Raw genomic sequence first — 19,253 nt, forward strand, 5'->3', positions numbered from 1 at the left:
CGATTAACATATTTTTTTATTTAAAATACAATTGCAATTAAATCTTTAAGCGTATCATCGGTTAATTCGATTAACATATTTTTTTATTTAAAATACAATTGCAATTTCAAATTTCAATTTTTTTTAAATGAAATTCGAAATTGCAATTGATATTGTATTGATATTAGTTTAAACTCAAGTATTCAGCAGTACTAATTCTATCAGCACTCATTGCTTCTTTACCAGCTTCCCAGTTAGCAGGACATACTTCACCTTTTTCTTGTATGTGTGTGTAAGCGTCTACCATACGTAAGTATTCGTTTACGTTACGGCCAAGTGGCATATCGTTAACACTTTCGTGGAAAATTTTACCAGTCTCGTCAATCAAATAAGTAGCTCTGTAAGTAACATTTGATCCTTCAATAATGATAGAATCAGTTTCTTCGCTGTATCCAGTAGACTCTATATCTAAAATACCTAAAATGTTAGAAAGGTTTCTGTTTGTGTCAGCAAGAATTGGATAAGTTACACCTTCAATTCCACCATTGTTTTTTGGTGTGTTCAACCATGCAAAATGCACTTCGTTAGTATCGCAAGATGCACCAATTACAATTGTATTTCTTTTTTCAAATTCAGGTAATGCTGCTTGAAAAGCGTGTAATTCAGTTGGACAAACAAAAGTAAAATCTTTTGGATACCAAAACAACAATACTTTTTTGTTGTTGTTTGTAGCTTCTTCAAAAATATTTATTTTTAAATTATCACCCATTTCAGAGATGGCGTCTACTGCAATACTTGGAAATTTTTTACCTACTAATGACATTTTTTTACTTTTAAATTGTTGTTTTTTTGATGGTGCAAAAGTAGTCATACTTTGTAATAAATAAAACGCTCAATGATTATAAATGTTTATTGATTGATAAGGATTTCTTATGACATGAAATTTAAATTTATAACATGTTAATTTTTACGGGAAGTGTACCTTTACTCTTGTCATTATTCAAAAGCTGCTCAGCAGTAATTTCCTGAAATTCTTTAAAATCTTGGTAGGTGTGTACTAAACCTTTTGCTTTTTTTAAGTTGGGTATAATCTGTAAAGCATAAGGATTTCCAAAAGTGTACACAAAACAGTTTTTATTTTGAAGCAATTCACTTAAAAAATGCAAAACCGAATCTTCGATTTCAAAATTATGCAAAGGTTTTGCTTTCGGTACAAAAAGAGAAACCAAAACCGTTTCAAATGCATCCAATTGACTTTTTAAAACTTCTAAATCATTACTGTTAGTAGTATAATAGAAATTTGAAGTCGGCAATTCGGATTCTAAAGTGTCGAAAAAATAATTATTAGCCTCTTTATAAAAACTAACCTTGGCTAAATTGTTTCTTTTTTGCGACTCGAAAATGGAATTTGTATTGTCCGAATCTATTAAAGTAGTTACGCTCTGTTGAGCAATTTTATAATTTAAGTCGGATGTTTTATTAAAATCAAAATCGACTGTATTATTGATATCTATTTGATTGTCAATATTAAGAATCCCAACTTTTTCTTTGCACTGCATGATGCGATCAAAACTTGCATTGATTCTTTCAAGAGATGCGTTTTTTACAATTTCATCTATTCCTTCGGCTACGTTTTCAGCAAAACACAATACATCATTTCCAGCTTGAAAAGCTTCCCATTCTAGTTGTCCTTTTTTCTCATATAATTTGGAAACACTGTGCATGTTTAAGGCATCTGATATAATAAGGCCTTGGTAACCCAGTTGCTTTCGCAAAAGGGTTTCGATTATGTTTTTTGAAAGTGTTGCTGATGTGTTCTGGTTGTCGTTCCAAGACGGCACTGCTAAATGACCAATCATTATAGAATCGACGTTATTTTTAATTCCTTCTATAAAAGGTACTAATTCATTTGCCATTAACTCTTCACGTGATTCTTGCAGTACCGGTAATCCTAAATGTGAATCTACGCTAGTATTTCCGTGTCCAGGAAAATGTTTAAGACAGCCTAAAACTCCAGCGTCAGTCAGGCCTTGTAAATAAGCAACAGCAAAATTAGCTACTTTTTTTTTGTCTTCGCCAAAAGATCTATACCCAATCACAGGATTGTTAGGATTGTTATTTACATCAGTCAGTGGCGCTAAATTATAATGAATTCCCACTGATTTTAAATCTAATCCTATTTGTTTGCCAACTTGGTACACCAAATCAATTTCGCTATTTGGCAAAGCGCCAAGCGTAATGGCATATGGATATTGAGGTGTTTTTTCTACGCGCATGGCCAAACCCCATTCGGCATCAATGCTCATTAATAATGGAGTAGAGGCGCATTTTTGATAGCGTACAATCAATTCTTGTAATCGAATGGCGCTATCATCGTTGAACTCTATTTTTTTATTCGATTCGTAATTTGTTGCAGCACTAGCACGACTGTGAAAAAAAGTCAGTCCACCAATGTTGTATTTTTTAATAAGAGACTCCATTTCTTGAATGTGCTCTTCGCTGTCATTGATAAAAACAGCTGGAAAGAAAAATTGACCTACTTTTTGTTCTAATGTCATTTTGAAAGGAATATGTCGCTAATTTTAAACCTATAAGTCCTGTAAGTTAAATTATATAGCATAAATAATTACATAAAACGGATGGTATACAAACAGTCATTTTATGAGCGTCTTACCTACTTAAAGGAACTTATATGACCTATATATTAAAAAAAGCTAGATTGTTTTTTCTTGTTCTGATTTCTTACCAAAATCCTTTGGAAAAGTTAAATATCTAGACAAAATAATTCCTGGAATGGTTGCCAAAAACACCCAAATAAAGAAATTTCCATACCCGAGATATTCTTGGATATAACCACTTAACATTCCTGGGAGCATCATTCCAAGTGCCATAAAACCTGTAGCAATAGAATAATGTGATGTTTTTGATTCTCCCTCAGCAACATAAATTAAGTACATCATAAAAGCTGCAAAACCGATACCATAGCCTAATTGTTCAATTATAACCACAGCAGTGATATACGGATTAAAGGACCAATCAATAGTAAAAAGATTCAAGTCTAAATAAAGGTTAATTAGTGTAGTAGGTTGAAAATGAGCTAGCAATACAAATCCAATAATAGGCAAATGCATGATCAAAATCATAGGTAGCATACAATAGCCCAATCCTTTTTTTGAAATAGCAATACCGCCTAAAATACCGCCAATAGTTAGCGCAATTAACCCAAAAGTTCCGTAAATAAGTCCTACATTTTCGGTAGTTAATTCAAGTCCACCTACTGTTTTTTTATCTACTAAAAAAGGAGTCAGCATTTTAAGAAGTTGAGATTCTCCCAGCCTAAATAAAAGGATGAAAGAAAGAATTAAGCTGATTTGTTTCTTTCTAAAAAAACTAGCAAAAACGGTGCTGAAATTCTTTTCTTCTTTTACTACAGTTTCTAGTGTTAATTCTTTTTTTGGTGTAGCAAAATAATTGTAAACGGTCAAGAAAACCATTACCAATCCTACGAAAATCATTGTATAGGACCATGCTTTTTGTGTATTAGCATAGTGTTGCTCTAGATAGCCTGCTAACAAAATAATCAATCCATTTCCTGTAAGCATAGAAGCTCTGTAAAATGTACTTCTAATTCCTAAAAAAAAAGATTGTTGGTCTTTGCTCAATGCTAGCATGTAAAAACCATCACTGGCTACATCATTAGAAGCTGATGCAAATGCAGCTACCCAAAATATAGCAAGACTAAGTAAGAAAAACTGACTAGTTGGTATAATAAAACCAACAAGCAAGAAAGCAATTGAGATAAACAATTGCATGCTTAAAAACCATTTTCTTTTGGTTCCATGCAAGTCTATAAAAGGGCTCCACAATGGTTTAATTACCCATGGGAGATACAGTAAGCTTGTGTAGAGGCCAATATCCTCATTACTGATACCTAGGTTTTTGTACATCAATACAGAAACGGAAATAATAATTACATAAGGAAATCCCGATGCAAAGTTTAAAAGTGGTATCCAGTACCAAGGTCTATTATCTGTTGCCATAAATTTTTAGAAATTTAGTGTTCTGCTACGTTTATAAATGTCGGGGCGCTTTCATTTCCATAGTAGTCAATAAAAGTGACTGCGCAGGTTTTGTTTTTATGTAATTTATAAGTTGGAACAAATATTTGAAGCGTTTCTAAATTTTTAATCAAAGCTACTTTATCAATGATGTGACTTGCGTCATTAACATCGATTTTAGCATTGGCCGCAGAGCCGTAAATTACTGCATAACGCATCTTTGAGCCCGTAGGAGATACAATTTGAAATCCCGATGCAATTTCATTGCTAAAAGCCGCTTGAACTACTGGTACAACTTCATTTTTTTTAATAGCAGCTGGAACCACGGTAGGTAAGGCTGGGTATTTATATTGGTTTTGTACTAGAAGATTTGTAACACTTTGATTTTTATTTACAAATGACTTGGCACTAAAAAAAGCATTTCCTTGCACGTTTTTATAGGTTCTGGTTAGGTCAATTTGGTTGGGAATTTCATTTGGATTGTTCCACTTTTTATCTGAATCTGCGTTGACTTTATAACTGCTATTTCCGATGTAAATGGCTGTATTATTAGAGTTTTCAGACCACCAGCGTAGGAGTTTGGCATACGATGCTTTTGGATGATCAATGCTCCAATACAACTGCGGAATAATATAATCAATCCATTTTTGATCCATCCAAGCCAGAGGATCGGCAAATAAATCATCATAATTGGTTTGACCTGCTTCGGTATCAGAACCTTTTGGATCAACTGATTTGTTACGCCATACTCCAAAGGGACTTATGCCAAATTGAACCCAAGGCTTATTTTTCTTGATAGTAGCAGCTACATCTTTTACAAAAGTGTTCACGTTAGAGCGCCTCCAATCTTCTAGTTTCATACCGTTTCCGAATAACTTAAATGATGCACTATCATTAAATTCTTCTCCCGGAATGCGATACGGGTAAAAATAATCATCAAAATGAATGGCATCAATATCGTAATTTTTCACTACTTCATTTACCACATTCAATAAATGTGCTTGTACTTCTGGCAAAGCTGGATTATAATATATTTTTCCACCATATTTAATCATCCACTCAGGGTGTTTGAAATAATCGTGATCAGAGCTTAAAATTTGGGTGTTGTAATCCATAGTTGCTCTGTACGGATTTAACCAGGCATGAAATTCAAAACCTCTAGTGTGTGCTTCAGTAATCATCCATTGAAGTGCATCATAGTAAGGATCTGGAGCTTTCCCTTCTTTTCCTGTTAAAAAACGTGACCATGGCGCAAGTTGTGTTGGATAAAATGCATCGCCCACACTTCTTATTTGCACAATGACAGCATTGTAATTTAGTTTTTTATAAGTATCAAGTAGTTCTAAATAATCTGCTTTTTGTTTGCTTACGCTATCGGTACCTTTTTTAGGCCAGTCAATATTTACAACAGTTGCTATCCATACAGCTCTAAACTCATTTTTAGGATGAAGATTTGGTGACTGTGCTATACCGTTTGAAAAAAAAAGGAGTAAAAAAATTGTGAGAAATATAGGGTTTTTATGAGTCTTCATTAAAGTCTAATCGTTTTAATTTTCAAAAATAGTTTTTTTAGTGAAATAGAAGGCTAAATTTTTAAATATTCACTAATACAACATCGCAATTTATAGGCCAAAATTAGAGCTTCATTCTTCATCTTTCAAATTAAGATTCTAAATTGTTCTTTTATCTTTTTTATTTTTTGGTTTAAAACCAAGTGATATTTTTATATTTGTAAATTAACAAATTTAGGACTTATAGATGTCAATTACGCTTCAATTGGAACAATTATCCCAATCATTTGAGGGAACTCTTTTACAAGATGAATTACATAAAACCTTGTATGCCACAGATGCATCTGCTTATCGTATCAAACCCCTTCTTGTAGCTATACCCAAAACTGAGAATGACATCATCAAAATAATACATTTTGCGTCTCAAAATAAAATTTCAATTACGCCCAGAACAGCTGGTACATCACTTGCTGGGCAAACGGTAGGAAACGGAATCATTGTTGATGTTTCTAAACATTTTACAAAGATAATTTCATTTGATGCTACAAATAAAACCGTAACGGTACAGCCAGGAGTGATTCGGGATGAACTTAATTTGTTTTTAAAAGAATACGGTTTGTTTTTTGGTCCCAATACGTCTACTTCAAACCGATGTATGATAGGAGGAATGGTAGGTAACAATTCCTCTGGCACCACTTCCATACGCTATGGAGTAACAAGAGACAAGGTTCAGGAGATTCATGCCATTTTAAGTGATGGCTCGAAAGTTGTTTTTAACGAAATTACTTCTGAAGCATTTATCGAAAAAACAAAAGGAAATACACTTGAAAGTGTTATTTACAAATCTTTGTATGAGGAACTTTCAAATGTTGAAAACCAAAAAGAAATTGTCAAAGAATTTCCAAAACCTGAAATTCATCGAAGAAATACAGGTTATGCATTGGATTTGCTGTTGCAGTCAGAACTTTTTGGTGGAAACCAAAAAACTATAAATGTAGCCAAACTCATTTGCGGAAGCGAAGGAACCCTAGCTTTTATTACTGAAATTACATTAAAAGTTGATGTACTTCCGCCTACCAATAATGTAATGGTTGTGGCTCATTTTCATTCTATCCAAGAAAGTCTTGAGGCCGTAGTTACTGCTATGAAGCATCATTTATACACTTGTGAAATGATGGATGACACCATACTTGATTGCACAAAACACAATAGGGAGCAGGCTAAAAATAGTTTTTTTATTCAGGGTGAACCCAAAGCGGTGATTATGCTTGAAGTAGCCTCCTATGAAAGTATGGAAGATGCAGAAAATCAAGCAGATTTATTGATAGCGGATTTAGAAAAAAACAATTTTGGCTATGCCTTGCCTAAAATTTATGGGACTGATATTGATAAGATTAATGATTTGCGAAAGGCAGGTTTAGGACTTTTGGGAAGTATTGTGGGTGATGACAAAGCTGCTGATTCTATTGAAGACACAGCGGTTGAATTAAGTGATTTACCGCAATACATTGCTGATTTTTCAAGTATGATGGAACGTCACGGCCAAAGTGCTATTTACTATGCTCATGCTGGTGCCGGTGAGTTACACCTTAGGCCCGTATTGAATTTAAAAACTAAAGAAGGCGTTCACCAATTCAGAAATATTGCTACAGAAGTTGCAATTTTGGTCAAAAAATATCGTGGTTCACTCAGCGGAGAACATGGCGATGGGATTGTGAGAGGTGAGTTTTTGCCATTTATGATTGGGCAAAAAAATTACGAATTGCTTAAGAGAATAAAATTTGCTTTTGATCCTCATTGTATTATGAATGAAGGTAAAATTGTGAATGCTTTCAAAATGGATGAAAGCTTACGGTTTGAAGCCGGAAGAATAGAACCAGAAATCAGAACAATTCAAGATTTTTCGGATAGTATGGGTGTTCTGAGAGCTGCCGAAAAATGCAATGGCTCTGGCGATTGTAGAAAACTACCTTCGGCAGGAGGAACCATGTGTCCCAGTTATAGAGCAACTAGAAATGAGAAAGATACCACCCGCGCAAGAGCTAATGCACTACGTGAATTTTTAACACATTCGGATCAAGATAATAAGTTCAATCACAAGGAATTATATGAAGTCTTTGATTTGTGTGTAAGTTGCAAAGCATGCGCGAGTGAATGTCCAAGTAATGTAGATGTTTCTGCATTGAAATCGGAGTTTTTATATCAATATCAAGAAACGAATGGCTATTCTTGGAGAAATAAAGTTTTTGCTTACAATGCTAAACTTAATGGCTTGGGAAGTCTTTTTCCCAGACTTACTAATTACATGGTTAATTTGCCATTTGTAAAAAAAAGCATGGGAATTGCACCCAAAAGAGAAGTGCCACTATTAGCTAAACAAACTTTTAGAAAGTGGTATGAGAAAAATAGCGAGAATGAAATAAATCATGTTTTTGAAAACGGAAAAGTATTCTTGTTTTGTGATGAGTTTACAAACTATTATGATGTTTCAGTTGGGATAGACGCTTATCAAGTATTGACAAAATTAGGGTACCAAGTAATTCTTTTGCATCATGAAGAAAGCGGACGTGCCTTTATATCAAAGGGTTTTTTGGAACAAGCCAAAGCAATTGCAAATTATAATGTTTCTGTTTTTTCAGAATATGTTTCTGAAGATGCACCTTTAATAGGTATTGAACCATCCGCCATTTTGACGTTTAGGGATGAATATCTTCGCCTAGCAGATGATAAATCAAAAGCTAAAGAGTTAGCTGAAAATGTATATACAATTGAGGAATTTTTTAAAAATGAGATTACAAAAGGTAAAATTACAAAAGCTCATTTTTCAAATAAAAAACAAACCATAAAAATACATGGACATTGTCACCAAAAAGCATTAAGTACAACGCAAGCTACATTTGCCATGCTAAATCTTCCTGAGAATAGTACAGTTACTATTTTCAATTCGGGTTGTTGTGGTATGGCTGGTTCTTTTGGTTATGAGAAAGAACATTACGAAGTTAGTATGCAAATGGGAGAGGATACTTTATTCCCAAAAATCAGAACTGCTGATCCTGAAACAGTTCTAGTTGCGGCAGGTACAAGCTGTAGACATCAAATTTTTGACGGAACAGGAAAAAAAGCAGAACATCCTATCACAATTTTGAAAAGTTTCTTAATCTAAATTATTAAAATAACATCAAATAAGTTAAAATTAAGTGAATTTAATTTTTTATAGAATATTAAATAATTTATTTGACTTTTATTTTCATAATTCAAGTCATTTAAATCAAAAAATATTTAAAAAATACGTGTATAAAACCGTATTAATTCAATTAGTTTTATACTTTTGAAACCGCAACTAACTTTTAGGAACATTTTACATAGAAGTTTTGCATGAATAGTATCAATTAAAATAGTCAACATGGCATTAAAGGGTTTGTTTAGAAAAAAAACAGTTCAAGATATATTAAATCAAGTTGAAAAAAACAATGCAGAAGGTCACAATGCATTAGGAAAACATTTAACAGCTAGGGATTTAACAGCTTTTGGGATTGCTGCAATTGTAGGAGCTGGTATTTTTAGTACCATTGGTAAAGCAAGTGCTGATGGGGGACCTGCGGTAATTTTCCTGTTTCTATTTACGGCTATTGCTTGTAGTTTTGCTGCTTTTGCTTATGCAGAATTTGCCTCAATGGTTCCTGTTTCTGGAAGTGCATATACGTATTCTTATGTTGCTTTTGGTGAAATTATAGCATGGATTATAGGTTGGGCGTTGATCATGGAGTATTCTGTAGGGAATATTACAGTAGCCATATCTTGGAGTGATTATTTTACCAGTTTACTCTCTAGTGGAGGCATTCATTTGCCCCAATGGATCCAAATGGATTTCTTATCGGCATCTCGAGGATTTGATGAAGCCACAGCTCTCATGCAAGCAGGAAAAAGCTATGCAGATTTAAGTCCTGCACTTCAGGATGCTTATACTGCTTGGAATACATCTCCAGTAATTGGTTCTTTTCATTTCGTAGCTGATTTACCTGCTTTATTGATTATTGTTTTGATTACTGCCTTGATTTACCGCGGTATGAAAGAGTCGCGAAATGCAAGTAATATAATGGTTGTTGTAAAATTATGTATCGTTCTTTTAGTAATAGCCGTGGGTGTTTTTTATGTAGATACTGCAAATTGGCATCCATTTGCTCCAAATGGAGTTTCGGGAGTTTTAAAAGGAGTTTCAGCCGTATTTTTTGCTTATATTGGTTTTGATGCTATTTCAACAACTGCAGAGGAGTGTAAAGATCCTCAACGTGATTTACCTCGAGGAATGATGTGGGCTATAATTATATGTACACTATTGTATATTGCAATTGCACTTGTACTTACAGGTATGGTAAGCTATGACCTTCTTAATGTAGGTGATCCGCTTGCTTTTGTTTTTGAAAAACTAGATTTAAAATGGATGTCTGGTATTATTGCGGTAAGTGCAGTAGTAGCAATGGCAAGTGTTTTATTGGTTTTTCAAATGGGACAACCTCGTATTTGGATGAGTATGAGTCGTGATGGCTTGTTGCCAAAACGTTTTTCTAAAGTGCATCCTAAATATCAAACTCCTTCGTACGCTACCATCGTTACTGGTTTTGTGGTTGCTATTCCGGCTTTGTTTTTAAACTTAACATTGGTAACAGATTTATGTAGTATTGGAACTTTGTTTGCTTTTGTGCTAGTGTGTGCGGGTGTCTTGGTTTTGCAAAATAAAAAAGATATTCCTCGTGGTAAGTTTAAAACACCATATGTGAATTCAAAATTTATAATGCCTGTTTTATTACTTGTAGGAATTGCTGCTACATTTGGATATAATAAAAAAGCAACAATGGATTTCATTACCAATGAAACTCAACTCAATAGTCCATCTTCTATAATTACTGCTCTAAATAAAGAAGAAACTCAAAAAGTGTATCAATATTTAGTAACTGTTGATCCAAAAAATAGTACGGTTGAAACACCAGATCTAGAACAATTATTGAGTCAATATCAAGGTGATGATGTGCAGTATTCAAAAATCATCTCTGGACTTCCTGTTGACGACTCTATTAAATACGAAAGTGGTTTTAGCTTGTTTAAACATAAAATTCCAATGTGGATTTTTATTATTACACTACTTGGACTTACAGTTTGGTCTTACAAAGCAAATTTATCATTAATACCTTTACTGGGTTTAATTTGCTGCCTGTACATGATGGCTGAATTAAGTGTATGGAACTGGATTTATTTTGGAGTTTGGTTGCTAATCGGACTTGTAGTTTATTTTGGTTTTAGTCGAAAAAACAGTAAACTCAACGTATAATTTATGTGCTTATAAAAACAAGAAACCTTTATTTTTATAAAGGTTTCTTGTTTTTAACCGTAAATAGTTTTTAACGAATTAGATTTAAGAAACATTTTTTTCAGGTTCTTGCTAGCGCACATGAAGGTACTAGAATTTAATTGGTTTTTTATAAATTGAAATTTCAACATCAATTTTACATATATTTGTTGACTAAATTTTACGTAAATAGTGACTCAAATTAATAAACTCAAAATATTTAATGACCCCATTTATGGATTCATTACCATACCAAACGCTTTAATATATGATTTGATTCAGCATCCGTATTTTCAGCGTTTGCGAAGAATTTCTCAAATGGGATTGTCATATTTAGTCTATCCTGGTGCCAATCATACTCGTTTTCATCATGCGTTAGGGTGCATGCATTTGATGCAAAAAGCAGTTGATGTACTTCGTTTTAAAGGAGTAGAAATCTCGCTGGAAGAAGAAAATGCGCTTTATATTGCCATCTTATTACATGATATTGGGCACGGTCCTTTTTCGCATGCTATGGAAAAAAGTATTGTAGAGGATGTGCATCATGAAGCTATTTCATTGCTTTTTATGAATAAATTAAACCATGAATTTAATGGGCAACTCAGTTTAGCAATCCAGGTTTTTAAAGGAGAATACAACCGAAAATTCATGTTGCAATTAATTTCTAGTCAGCTAGACATGGATCGAATGGATTATTTAAAACGAGATAGTTTTTACTCTGGTGTTGCTGAGGGCAATGTTAATTCAGAGCGTTTAATCCAAATGATGAATGTGGTAGACGATTATCTTGTCATTGAGGAAAAAGGAATATACTCGGTAGAAAAATTCTTAATGTCAAGAAGATTGATGTATTGGCAAGCCTATTTGCATAAAACAAGTCTTGTAGCCGAGTTGATATTAATGAAAATTTTAAAACGTGCAAAAGAACTTACTTTGAAAGGGATAGATCTTCCTTGTAGTGCCCCACTTTTGTATTTTATGCAAAATAAAGTTACCATTGATACCTTTGACGAAACTACATTAGATTTATTTGCTCAATTGGATGATTTTGACATCATAGGAGCTTTAAAAAGTTGGCAAAAAAACGATGATTTCATTCTGTCTTCTCTAAGTAAAATGATTGTTAACAGAGATTTGTTAAAAATAAAATTAACAACTGATAAAGTAACTCTTGAGGATTTACAGCCTATGCAAGAACGTTTTGCAGCTCAAAATTCTATTTCTATCGCCGACACTAATTATTTTATTTTTAAAGGAAAAATCAAGAATCAAGCCTACAGTAAAGAGGCAGATCCGATACGAATTCTTAAAAAAGATAGTACAATTGAGGATGTAATTGAGTCATCTGATCAGTTAAATTTGAAATCATTATCAAAGTTGGTGACCAAGTATTATTTATGTTTCCCAAAACAACTGTTATAAAAACAGCATTTAAAATCTATTTTTTTATATTTTTGTCGCAATGAAATTTACAGCAGCACAAATAGCGGAGATTTTGGAGGGCGAAGTTATAGGGGATCCTATGGCTGAAGTTTCGACATTATCAAAAATTGAAGAGGGGTCTGAAGGTTCCCTTACCTTTCTTTCAAATCCTAAATACAACAATCATATATATACTACAAAAGCATCTGTAACTATTGTAAATCAGAGTTTTATGCCTGAAAATGCGGTAGGTACAACAATGATAAAAGTTGAAGATGCTTATGCATCGTTTACTAAATTATTAGAATTTTATAATCAAGTAAAACTCAATAAAGCGGGAGTAGAAGAACCTTCTTTTATTTCGAAAAATGTAATTCTTGGAGCAAATTTGTATTTAGGAAGCTTTAGTTACATTGGCGAAAATGTTTCAATTGGGGATAATGTAAAAATCTATCCAAATTGTTTTGTAGGAGACAACGTGGTTTTAGGAGATAATACAACTCTTTTTGCTGGTGCAAAAGTGTATTCTGAAACTATAATAGGGAAAAATTGCACCATTCATTCGGGTGCTATCATTGGGTCTGACGGTTTTGGTTTTGCTCCAAATCCAGACGGAACGTACACAAAAATACCACAAATAGGCAATGTAATTATTGAAGATAATGTTGATATAGGTTCTTGCACAACTGTAGATAGAGCAACCATGGGATCTACGATAATAAGAAAAGGTGTTAAACTTGATAATCAAATTCAGATTGCTCATAATGTTGAGATAGGGGAGAACACGGTTATAGCAGCTCAAACAGGTGTAGCTGGATCAACAAAAATAGGTAGAAACGGCCTTATAGGTGGTCAAGTAGGTATATCAGGACATTTAACAATAGGTAACAATGTTCGTATTCAAGCCCAATCAGGTGTGGGGAGAAACATAAAAGACAATGAAGTTTTACAAGGTAGTCCTACCTTTGGGTACAATGATTTTAGTAAATCATATGTGCATTTTAAAAACTTACCTAAGATTGTAGCTGAAATAGAAGAATTAAAAAAGAAAATTTTAAACCAAAAAAATGGAAACAATGGTTAAACAGAAAACCATCAAAACAGAAATTTCACTTACAGGAGTGGGCTTACATACCGGAAAAGAAGTTAAAATGACTTTTAAACCAGCTCCCGTAAATAATGGTTTTACTTTTGTGAGAGTTGATCTAGAGGGGCAGCCTGTGATAGAAGCTGACGCTAATTATGTGGTAAACACACAAAGAGGAACTAATCTTGAAAAACTGGGTGTAAAGATTCAAACTCCAGAGCATGTTTTGGCGGCATTAATAGGTTGTGATCTTGATAATATTATAATTGAATTAAATGCTTCTGAACTTCCTATTATGGATGGTTCTTCTAAATATTTTGTTGAAGCGCTAGAAAATGCAGGCTTTGAAGAGCAAAATGCAAAACGCAAAGTATATGTTGTAAAAGAGGTAATTTCTTATCTTGACGAAGCTTCTGGAAGTGAAATTCTAGTAATGCCAAGTGATCAATACTGCGTTACAACCATGGTTGATTTTGGAACTAAAATATTAGGAACTCAAAACGCAAATCTTAAAAGTATTACCGATTTTAAAAATGAAATTGCTGATTCTAGAACTTTTAGTTTTCTACATGAATTAGAGTCCTTATTAGAAAATGGATTAATTAAAGGTGGCGATTTAAACAACGCAATTGTATATGTTGATAAGGAAATTTCAGCATCTACAATGGAAAATTTAAAGGTTGCATTTGGTAAAGATGAAATTTCGGTTAAACCAAATGGGATTCTAGATAACCTAACGTTGCATTATCCTAATGAGGCTGCAAGACACAAATTACTTGATGTAGTTGGTGATTTAGCTTTGATAGGTACACGCATTCAAGGAAAAGTAATTGCAAATAAACCCGGTCATTTTGTGAATACACAGTTTGCAAAAAAGATGGCAAAAATCATAAAAATTGAACAAAGAAATTACGTTCCTGTTTATGATTTGAATCAAGAACCTTTGATGGACATTCATAAAATTATGGCGGTTTTGCCTCACAGACCTCCATTTTTATTAATTGATAGAATCATTGAAATGTCTGAAAGTCACGTGGTAGGTATGAAAAATGTGACCATGAACGAGAATTTCTTTGTAGGGCATTTTCCAGAAGCTCCCGTAATGCCAGGTGTTTTAATTGTTGAAGCTATGGCTCAAACAGGAGGAATACTGGTTTTAAGTACGGTTCCAGATCCTGAAAATTATTTGACATATTTCATGAAAATTGATAATGTGAAATTCAAACATAAAGTATTACCTGGTGATACATTAATATTTAAGTGTGATTTGATCACGCCTATCCGTAGAGGAATATGTCACATGCAAGCAAATGCTTACGCAAATGGTAAGCTTGTAGCTGAGGCAGAACTTATGGCGCAGATTGCAAAAAAACAGTAAAATTGGATTGATATGTTTTAAAGCATTAAACTTTCAATTGCAATAATTTTAAATTAATAAAAAAGAGCTGATGAATCAACCACTAGCCTATGTTCATCCGGGTGCTAAAATTGCCAAAAATGTTGTAATAGAACCATTTACAACCATTCACAATAACGTTGTTATTGGAGATGGTACTTGGATAGGTTCAAATGTTACCATTATGGAAGGTGCAAGAATTGGAAAAAATTGTAATATATTCCCTGGAGCAGTCATTTCAGCAGTTCCTCAAGATTTAAAATTTGGCGGAGAGGATTCACTAGTAATTATAGGCGATAATTGTACCATTAGAGAATGTGTAACTATCAATAGAGGTACTATTGCTTCTGGTCAAACTGTAATAGGTGATAATTGCCTTATTATGGCAACGGCGCATATTGCTCATGATTGCCATGTTGGTAATAATGCCATTATTGTTAATGGTGTTTTACTTGGGGGGCATGTAACCATAGGAAATTATGCCATAATAGGTGGATTGTCAGCAGTTCATCAATTCATAAGTGTAGGTGATCATGCTATGATTTCAGGAGGATCTTTGTTGAGGAAAGATGTTCCACCTTATACAAAAGCGGCTAAAGAACCTTTGTCATACGTAGGGATAAACTCTGTAGGTTTAAGAAGAAGAGGGTTTTCTTCTGATAAAATAAGAGAGATTCAAGATATCTATAGAATTTTATATCAAAAAAATTACAATGTCACTCAAGCTTTGGGAATTATTGAAGCCGAAATGGAAGCAACTCCAGAAAGAGATGAAATAATTGATTTTATTAGAAATTCTTCACGAGGTGTTATGAAAGGATATTCTGGGAACTATTAATTCTATTTCCTAAAATAAGAATCAAAAAACAAAATAATTAAGTAACTCATTTTCATTTCCTATATTCTATTATTTTAGGATTAGGATAGATAAATTAAACAAACATTCAAATGGCATCTACATCAGATATTAAAAACGGATTGTGTATCAAGTACAACAACGATATTTATAAAATTATTGAATTTTTACATGTTAAGCCAGGAAAAGGGCCAGCATTTGTGAGAACAAAATTAAGAAGTTTAACAAATGGTAAAGTATTAGATAACACTTTTTCGGCAGGTCACAAAATTGATGAAGTTCGCGTTGAAAACCACAAATTCCAATTTTTGTACCCAGAAGGAGATCAGTTTCATTTTATGAACACAGAAACTTTTGAACAAATTACATTAAACAAGAATATTTTGGATTCTCCTGATTTATTAAAAGAAGGTGAAAACGTGATGGTAAGTATCAATACAGAAACTGATTTGCCTTTATCTGTTGATATGCCAGCTTCAGTTATTCTTGTAGTTACGTATGCTGAGCCAGGAATAAAAGGAAATACAGCAACCAATGCTACTAAATCTGCTACGGTAGAAACTGGTGCTAGTGTGAATGTACCTTTATTTATCAATGAAGGTGACAAAATTAAAATTGATACAGCAAGTGGTTCTTACATGGAGCGCGTGAAAGAATAAGTTATTACTTGTTCTATTTTTCAAAATATTTTGATTTTAATAAAAAATAGTAAATGAAGTTCCAAAAAAGACATGCTTTACAAGAAATAGCAAGCATCATCAATTGTAAATACATTGGTGATGCTGATTTTCCTGTTTACGGTATGAATGAAATTCATGTAGTGGTACCAGGCGATATCGTTTTTGTTGACCATCCTAAATATTATGATAAAGCATTACAATCTGCGGCAACCATAATATTAATCAATAAAGAGGTTGCTTGTCCTGAAGGTAAAGCATTGTTATTGTCTGATGATCCTTTTAGAGATTTTAATGTTTTAACAAGGCATTTTAAACCCTTTCAATTTTCGAATGTTGCTATTTCTAACACTGCTGTAATTGGTGAAGGAACAGTCATTCAACCCAATACTTTTATTGGTAATCATGTGGAAATTGGTGATAATTGTTTAATCCATTCTAATGTGTCTATTTATGACCATACTGTAATTGGTAACAATGTTATTATACACGCTGGTACTGTTGTAGGGGCTGATGCTTTTTATTATAAAAAACGTCCAGAGGGTTATGATCAATTGGTTTCTGGTGGTAGAGTTGTTATTGAAGACAATGTTGGGATAGGTGCCCTTTGTACCATTGATAAAGGAGTGACTGGAGATACAACCATAGGTGAAGGAACAAAAATTGACAACCAAGTTCATATTGGACATGATACCGTTATTGGTAAAAAATGTTTAATTGCATCTCAAACTGGTATTGCAGGTTGTGTAATTGTTGAGGATGAAGTAACCATGTGGGGACAAGTAGGCACAACTAGTGGAATCACAATTGGGGCAAAAGCTGTTATTATGGGACAAACTGGAGTTACTAAATCTGTTGAAGGTGGTAAATCCTATTTTGGTACACCTATAGAAGAATCAAGAGAAAAATTAAAGCAGTTGGCTAATATCAAGAAAATTCCAGAAATTTTAAATAAACTGAAGTAATATGTCTGCTAAAGAAATAGTTCAAAATTTTTATAAATCAGATGCTTTAATTGATAGTACCCTTCTAAAAGAATTTTTGCATCCAGAAATAGTTTTAGAGTGGAATAGTAGCAAAGGATTTGTCGAGCATGATTTTGCTTCATTATTATTACTTTCAGATGAATTAAGTAAAGCTTATGTTCGATCAAAAGTTAGAATTAGTCAAATTATTGCCGAAAATGATATGGTATCAGTGCGTTATTCACATTTTGTAAAAACGATTGAAAATCCCAGAGAGGAAATGCTATTGGCACATTTTATTGTGTTTTGGCAAATCAAAGACGAAAAATTATATCGAGGTTATCAAATGAGCCAATTATCGTAATATTTAGTGTCAAAAAAAATATTTTTGAATACCAATTACTGATTAGTATTTTATACTTTTGCATAACGATTTTAAAAACTACATAAATAATATATCATGAGTGTTTTAGTTAACAAAGATTCCAAAATAATTGTTCAAGGTTTTACAGGAAGTGAAGGTACTTTCCATGCTTCTCAAATGATTGAGTATGGTACCAATGTTGTAGGTGGTGTGACTCCTGGTAAAGGAGGAACAAGTCACTTAGATAGACCTGTATTTAATACTGTAAAAGATGCTGTAGACCAAGCAGGTGCTGATACAACTATCATTTTTGTACCACCAGCTTTTGCTGCTGATGCTATAATGGAAGCTGCAGATGCTGGAATTAAAGTAATCATTGCAATTACCGAAGGAATTCCTGTTGCTGATATGATAAAAGCTAACAGTTATGTAAAAGAAAGAAATGCAAGATTGATAGGACCTAACTGTCCTGGAATTATTACTCCAGGTGAAGCTAAAGTAGGGATTATGCCAGGTTTTGTTTTCAAAAAAGGAACTGTAGGGATAGTTTCTAAATCAGGAACTTTAACGTATGAGGCTGCGGATCAAGTTGTAAAACAAGGTTTAGGAATAACAACTGCTATCGGTATTGGTGGAGATCCAATCATTGGAACAACTACAAAAGAAGCTGTTGAATTGTTAATGAATGATCCAGAGACTGAATGTATCGTAATGATAGGTGAAATTGGTGGTCAACTTGAAGCTGATGCTGCAAAATGGATCAAAGCGGATGGAAACCGTAAGCCAGTTGTAGGTTTCATTGCAGGAGTTACTGCTCCAGCAGGACGTACAATGGGGCATGCAGGTGCAATTGTTGGTGGATCTGACGATACAGCTGAGGCTAAAAAACAAATCATGAGAGAATGTGGTATTCACGTTGTGGATTCACCAGCTGAAATTGGTAAAAAAGTAAAAGAAGTTTTAGGTTAATCTAAGCTTTTTCTAAATAATAGTAAAGCCTCACAATTTGTGAGGCTTTTTTATGATAAATAGAATTAAAAAAAATACCTTTGCACTTTATTGAAAATCTGATTTTACAGTGAAATCAATAAAACGCAAATGAACTTGTTATGGTTTGTTCTACAACATGTAGAGTAATGTTCATGGCCAGTTCCTAATAAATATTATATATGTACAAAGAATTAGAAAAATTCAAAGTTACCAATCAATTTTCTTTCACCATTGAAGATAGTCTTGCTGAAGTTTGCAATGCTTCGGATGGATCAGGTGTGTTTTTAGTGTATGCCATAGGTGATTCAAAAGAGTTAATTATGGTAGGTTCTACAGGAACTGTTCAAAATAATGGTGCTTTAAAAGCAAAAAATGGCGGGCTTTATGACAAGATTGTAGAGGGGCATCAATTTGCTAAAACGGGAAGAAAATATTCTTGGCCAGCACAAATGAAAATTGAAGATATCACCACACTTGAAGTTGTTTGGTATGAAACATTTAATACAGACACAAAAGGAATTCCAACTGCAGTTGAAGGTGTAATTTTACAAAATTTCTTTGATGAAAATGGAAAATTACCAAGATGGAATGTAGCTTTTTAAGT

General features: G+C 33.4%; 15 protein-coding genes. 11 read left to right on the forward strand and 4 right to left on the reverse strand.

Features of this window, described 5'->3' with window-relative positions; all coding sequences use genetic code 11:
- Window positions 1-163: 163 nt before the first annotated feature.
- From AC061E_RS13490 to AC061E_RS13505, 4 genes are all read right to left on the reverse strand, one after another.
- Entirely contained in the window at window positions 164-802 is a 639-nt protein-coding gene (locus AC061E_RS13490) for a peroxiredoxin (protein WP_086453956.1), read from the reverse strand.
- 127 nt (window positions 803-929) lie between these two features.
- A complete protein-coding gene (locus AC061E_RS13495) occupies window positions 930-2,537 on the reverse strand; it encodes a glycoside hydrolase family 3 protein (RefSeq protein ID WP_478286708.1) in 1,608 nt (535 codons plus the stop codon).
- Window positions 2,538-2,693: 156 nt separating this feature from the next.
- The gene (locus AC061E_RS13500; RefSeq protein ID WP_478286709.1) at window positions 2,694-4,019 is read right to left on the reverse strand and encodes an MFS transporter; all 1,326 of its coding nucleotides are present in this window, start codon (window positions 4,017-4,019) and stop codon (window positions 2,694-2,696) included.
- Between the two features lie 14 nt (window positions 4,020-4,033).
- Window positions 4,034-5,569: a glycoside hydrolase family 10-like protein gene (locus AC061E_RS13505; RefSeq protein ID WP_478286710.1), complete on the reverse strand. Its 1,536-nt coding sequence runs from the start codon at window positions 5,567-5,569 to the stop codon at window positions 4,034-4,036.
- A gap of 226 nt (window positions 5,570-5,795) precedes the next feature.
- Between AC061E_RS13505 and AC061E_RS13510 the strand changes: the two genes are divergently transcribed.
- The 11 genes from AC061E_RS13510 to AC061E_RS13560 all read left to right on the forward strand — a co-directional run bounded on the left by AC061E_RS13510 (window position 5,796) and on the right by AC061E_RS13560 (window position 19,251).
- The gene (locus tag AC061E_RS13510) at window positions 5,796-8,711 is read left to right on the forward strand and encodes an FAD-binding and (Fe-S)-binding domain-containing protein (protein WP_478286711.1); all 2,916 of its coding nucleotides are present in this window, start codon (window positions 5,796-5,798) and stop codon (window positions 8,709-8,711) included.
- A gap of 240 nt (window positions 8,712-8,951) precedes the next feature.
- On the forward strand, window positions 8,952-10,874 hold the full coding sequence (locus tag AC061E_RS13515; protein WP_478286712.1) for an amino acid permease: 1,923 nt from the start codon (window positions 8,952-8,954) through the stop codon (window positions 10,872-10,874).
- Between the two features lie 210 nt (window positions 10,875-11,084).
- Entirely contained in the window at window positions 11,085-12,314 is a 1,230-nt protein-coding gene (locus AC061E_RS13520; RefSeq protein WP_478286713.1) for an HD domain-containing protein, read from the forward strand.
- 40 nt (window positions 12,315-12,354) lie between these two features.
- Window positions 12,355-13,398, forward strand: coding sequence for a UDP-3-O-(3-hydroxymyristoyl)glucosamine N-acyltransferase (lpxD, locus tag AC061E_RS13525; protein ID WP_478286714.1), 1,044 nt, complete (start codon window positions 12,355-12,357; stop codon window positions 13,396-13,398).
- The gene (locus tag AC061E_RS13530) at window positions 13,391-14,779 is read left to right on the forward strand and encodes a bifunctional UDP-3-O-[3-hydroxymyristoyl] N-acetylglucosamine deacetylase/3-hydroxyacyl-ACP dehydratase (RefSeq protein WP_230158645.1); all 1,389 of its coding nucleotides are present in this window, start codon (window positions 13,391-13,393) and stop codon (window positions 14,777-14,779) included. Before lpxD ends, AC061E_RS13530 begins: the two co-directional genes overlap by 8 nt.
- 70 nt (window positions 14,780-14,849) lie before the next feature.
- Entirely contained in the window at window positions 14,850-15,635 is a 786-nt protein-coding gene (lpxA, locus tag AC061E_RS13535) for an acyl-ACP--UDP-N-acetylglucosamine O-acyltransferase (protein ID WP_086454391.1), read from the forward strand.
- Window positions 15,636-15,745: 110 nt separating this feature from the next.
- Window positions 15,746-16,312, forward strand: a complete 567-nt coding sequence (efp, locus tag AC061E_RS13540) for an elongation factor P (protein ID WP_478286715.1) — start codon at window positions 15,746-15,748, stop codon at window positions 16,310-16,312.
- Window positions 16,313-16,365: 53 nt separating this feature from the next.
- On the forward strand, window positions 16,366-17,295 hold the full coding sequence (locus tag AC061E_RS13545; protein WP_478286716.1) for a UDP-3-O-(3-hydroxymyristoyl)glucosamine N-acyltransferase: 930 nt from the start codon (window positions 16,366-16,368) through the stop codon (window positions 17,293-17,295).
- A gap of 1 nt (window position 17,296) precedes the next feature.
- Entirely contained in the window at window positions 17,297-17,659 is a 363-nt protein-coding gene (locus AC061E_RS13550) for a nuclear transport factor 2 family protein (RefSeq protein WP_478286717.1), read from the forward strand.
- A gap of 96 nt (window positions 17,660-17,755) precedes the next feature.
- Window positions 17,756-18,628, forward strand: a complete 873-nt coding sequence (gene sucD, locus AC061E_RS13555) for a succinate--CoA ligase subunit alpha (protein ID WP_086454387.1) — start codon at window positions 17,756-17,758, stop codon at window positions 18,626-18,628.
- Window positions 18,629-18,828: 200 nt separating this feature from the next.
- Window positions 18,829-19,251, forward strand: a complete 423-nt coding sequence (locus tag AC061E_RS13560; RefSeq protein ID WP_158729817.1) for a hypothetical protein — start codon at window positions 18,829-18,831, stop codon at window positions 19,249-19,251.
- The last annotated feature ends 2 nt before the right edge of the window (window positions 19,252-19,253 follow it).

It is taken from the genome of Flavobacterium sp. GNP011, assembly GCF_056428925.1.